Here is a 4,044-nt window from a genome sequence, read left to right as displayed (position 1 = left end):
CGAGGTGACCCGCATAACCTGTATCACCCCTCTCATATTCAGATGTCTCTACTTTGAAAGTTAATGGGACAGTAGTGATTATTTATATTTTTACTGTAGCCCCTCATATTATTTGAAAGGGGTAATTTATGGAAGAATGGTTGTTTATTTCATTGGCAGCGCTAGTCGCATCAACTGTAGCAGCAATAGCAGGGACGGGAGGCGGGATCATTTTGCTTCCCGTTCTAATTGAAGCATTTGGAGTTCGTGAAGCTGTTCCTATGTATGCTGTTGTTCAGCTAATAGGAAATATAAGTCGAGTCACCCTTAATCGACAGTTGATTCAGTTGCCAGTTGTTTTCTGGTTTTGTGTGGGAGCAATTCCGTTTTCCATTCTTGGTGCTTGGCTATTTACCAAGATTCCCGATAGCAAACTTTTAAACATCATTGGCGCTTTTCTGATTTCTACCGTTATATGGCGTCACTGGAGAATGCGCACAATAACTACTTTTAGCCCGAAGTATTTTGCACTCATAGGGGCTATTTTCTCATTTATTTCGGCAATCTCTGGCAGTGCAGGCCCGTTTCTTGCGCCGTTTTATCTTTCTTTTGGTCTTGTCAAAGGTGCGTTTATAGGAACTGAGGCTTTAGGGACTGCTGTGATGCATGTCATGAAACTTGGCACCTATCACGAACTTGGCGCAATCTCCCCAGCCACATGGCTCAATGGCATAACTATCGGCCCGATAATGATTATTGTCGAAGTCGTACTAATCGGATTTGGATTATGGTTTCTTAGCAAGTAGCCTATCAAAACAGCAAATTATCAACTACCAGAACGCAACACCGGATAGGATTTGCGCTATCTCCATAACCAGTTAATTTACTTACTTATGGTTGTGATGAATAGAGTCATGATGATGTCCTCCTGGCACAGCATGGCGTGCATGATCACTTAATTGGGCATCAAACCACTGATGAATAGCAAGTTTAAGTTTTTCAATATGCGTGGAATAAGTAATTTCTGCGCCATCAGGTAATTCCTTATACTCGATTTTGATTTGGCCTGCTTTCGCTGTTTTCAATTCAGCCAACCCAGGCATGCTGGCGCCATGAATTTTTTCCGGATTTGAGAAATTGCCGTGTTTAAATTCTTCAGTAATTCCAGATAGGTGAGCTCGTATTAAGTCAATCTGCTCAGTGTCAGATTTATCTTTTACAGTAACCTGTTGAATTCCTCCGGTATCTGTTTTGGAAAAAATATGCGTAGTTTTTTCCAAATCAAACGGCATTACATGTGCCCCCCTTTCCGCAACTTCATCAAATCGCTTTTCATCCACTTTCTCCTCAGCATGAATAGGTGCTGCAATAAATAAAGCCAGCAAGAAAGACGCAATAAGCAGTTTGTTCATTTTATTTCTCCTTTACTAAGTCAGATGGATCTTATTCGTGTTGGTTCGGGAATAGATATTCCAAATGACTTTAACGTCATTATTGAAATCCCGATGAATGCTGCCCCTATAACATAGGAAGTCGATAAAGAAACCGGCACAATGTTTGTTGATCGATTCATGTCAACGTGCATGCATACCCTTGTAACTGTGACTATATTCCGCACACGCTATCGGATGACGGTGATCTGGCTGATGTGCTGGTGATATAGCCAGCACCGTTAATTATAGGCGTGATAGTACGTTGCTGCCTGCTCGGAATGCTAAGAATGTTCGATGAAGCCGGAGAAGATGCAAAATTGTTAGCTGTCCCCATCAACAAATTATGCACTCTTTATGGAGGTATCGAATCTTGCGAAGAGTTACCGCAGCTTGCCTATAAACTTCCTTACAAAAGTTGCACTTCAAAGTTGAATCCGCCTAGTAGATATAGTAGACCCCCCTAGCACTTGAATAAGTGCTAGGGGGGTCTACTGGTTATATTGGCAATTACAGTGAAGCAAGAAAGGCAACTAAATCAGCCTGTTCGCTATCAGTGAGTCCGATCGAAAAACGAGTATTATAAAATTCAATTACCGCGGGCAGATCTTTAGCTGAGCCATTATGGAAATATGGCGGACGTGAGGCAACAGAACGCAATACAGGACCTTTGAAACGGCCAATATCTTTCCATTTTCCGGTAATCAATGCGCGTCCTGGATCAGTTGTTTCAATGATTTCGCCGGTTACTTTATTTTGCAGTGTATACAAAGGCATATCCGGAGTACGGCGGGAAGCATCGGAAATACCAATATCTAGCGGCATTGGCGTTGAGTGATTACCTGAATTCGGTGTGTTATGGCATGTCGTGCATGTGCCTGGTAATACTCCGACACCTAAATCATCATTAATTCCTTTTACACCAATGATCTGGATAGATTTGCTGTTAAACAATACTTGACCGCGTGCAATGGCAGCACGTGCCTTCTTATTACTACCTTTCGAACTACTTGAATACTTCTTCCAAGCATCATAAATCGACAATGCGCTTGAATCGAAAGGCTTTCTCGTAAGATAATCGCCTACGAGAGTGTCATTAATACCGAAATAATAAATCTGATTAGATAATGTTTGTGGTCCACCCTGCCCACCATGTTTATCTAAACTGCCAGCAACCTTATCTGTTACCTGTGCGGTAAATAAGCCCATTTCAAATGCGACAATTTCAGCTTTTTCTGCATCAGTCAAAGCTGCTGCTGCTTCAGCGTGCCCCAATGTGGCATGATTTGCTTGGGTAGACAGATCAAACGCTATCGGGGAAAAACAAGTTGTAGTCTCAAAAATGCAATTTGTGGAATTTGAATCACGCGTTGTTTCACGCCCATCCCACATCACTGCACTGATAAATTTGAGATTGGTCGTTGGCATAGGTCTACGAAACAGCGACAGCTCTGTCGCACTCGCGAATCCATAGGGATCATCAACTTCGGCCAAAGTAAACTCTGCATCAGCAGGAATTCCGATTCCCACACGGATATTCGCCTTATCTAACAACATGCTGTAGGCTTGGCGACGCTTCTCAACCGTAGACACATCTGCGTGTGGAGAATTAGCACCATCAACTAAGCGAAAAACCGGATCCGTACCCTGTGTTTTTTTAAAGCGCTCCTGGATACCTTTTGGGGTAATTACCCATCCTTCCGTGGGGACATGGCAGGTAGCGCATGTTCGATCATTGGTTCCAAATTTTTTAAAAAATGCATTGTTAAGATCAATGAAACCTGCCGTACTATAGGTTTTATCGGAGCCATGTTTGTTGACTCCGCCGATACTCTTTGGATGCATTGATTTACCATGCTTGCTTCCTTCATGATCATTTGAGTCACTACCTGCAAATACGGGCGTTATTAACATCATCATCGCAATTAACGCTAGCTGCAGCTTGCTCATACTTGTAATAAGCATTTTTTCTCCTTTTTTATGTATAAAAACACTAAAATGAAACTCAAGGATCCCAAGATAAGTTCCCATCCCACACAATCAAATATCACACCAGGAAGTGAAAAAGATGAGAAGAATAAACTTACCCGGAACACTCTGAGTTACATCATCTGTCGATTAGAGTTCAGAAAATTAGGTGTTGAATGCAATACCTAATTGACTGCGTCGGATACACTATATTCTGTGTAGCGCTAGATAAGAACTACCAGTGCAAATAACTGATCAACTATTCTGCTCGACCCTCCAACAACGGGCATCACACCTATAAGCTTGAATTTCTTTTGCAATTTATTGAGGGGATTCAGGTACCGAAGATTGGCTGTACAGCCGAAACGATAGGAACTTGGGTAAGGCGGGTGGGATCCGATCAGGCATGTCGACATCGGATCGGTAAAGGCTCAAGGAATTGAAGCGAGAGAATCGGGAAAACTGATGCAGCTTAACTCATAACAAACAGTTTCCGGGAAACCCGGGGCGATTCAGTTAAAACGGGGATCCAGAAAACTGAAAAACCACAGAGAAGTATTATTTCTCTGTGGTCTCTCGTATCAATTTATTTAAGCGATTTTGCGACGACGCGCCGAGAAACCAACTAAACCAAGACCAGCCAGGAGCATCGCGTATGTCTCTGGTT

Annotated in this window: 4 protein-coding genes and 1 pseudogene; 2 read left to right on the top strand and 3 right to left on the bottom strand. The window is 42.5% G+C overall.

Translation table 11 applies throughout. The features are described 5' to 3' along the window. The first annotated feature begins 128 nt into the window (after positions 1 to 128). Positions 129 to 785 (top strand): sulfite exporter TauE/SafE family protein, encoded by a 657-nt coding sequence (locus K2P83_RS12820; RefSeq protein ID WP_292929787.1) that lies wholly within the window; start codon positions 129 to 131, stop codon positions 783 to 785. An 81-nt stretch (positions 786 to 866) separates the two neighbouring features. On the opposite strand, the gene K2P83_RS12815 is transcribed toward K2P83_RS12820, so the two are convergent. After that, positions 867 to 1,391 (bottom strand): aspartate carbamoyltransferase, encoded by a 525-nt coding sequence (locus K2P83_RS12815; protein WP_292929785.1) that lies wholly within the window; start codon positions 1,389 to 1,391, stop codon positions 867 to 869. Between the two features lie 24 nt (positions 1,392 to 1,415). On the opposite strand from K2P83_RS12815, the pseudogene K2P83_RS12810 reads away from it, so the two are divergent. Then, positions 1,416 to 1,795 (top strand): annotated as a pseudogene (locus tag K2P83_RS12810) (inorganic diphosphatase); the annotation flags it as partial. Between the two features lie 124 nt (positions 1,796 to 1,919). Here K2P83_RS12810 and K2P83_RS12805 read toward each other — a convergent pair. Both K2P83_RS12805 and K2P83_RS12800 read right to left on the bottom strand, forming a co-directional pair. Beyond that, on the bottom strand, positions 1,920 to 3,374 hold the full coding sequence (locus K2P83_RS12805; protein ID WP_292929783.1) for a cytochrome c peroxidase: 1,455 nt from the start codon (positions 3,372 to 3,374) through the stop codon (positions 1,920 to 1,922). Between the two features lie 593 nt (positions 3,375 to 3,967). Beyond that, positions 3,968 to 4,044, bottom strand: a 77-nt coding sequence (locus K2P83_RS12800) for a PEP-CTERM sorting domain-containing protein (RefSeq protein WP_292929789.1), incomplete at its 5' end; no start/stop codon positions are given.

This window comes from Nitrosomonas sp., from assembly GCF_019752415.1.
In the GTDB taxonomy this organism is placed as follows: domain Bacteria; phylum Pseudomonadota; class Gammaproteobacteria; order Burkholderiales; family Nitrosomonadaceae; genus Nitrosomonas.
This window is presented reverse-complemented; position numbering and strand designations above follow the sequence as displayed.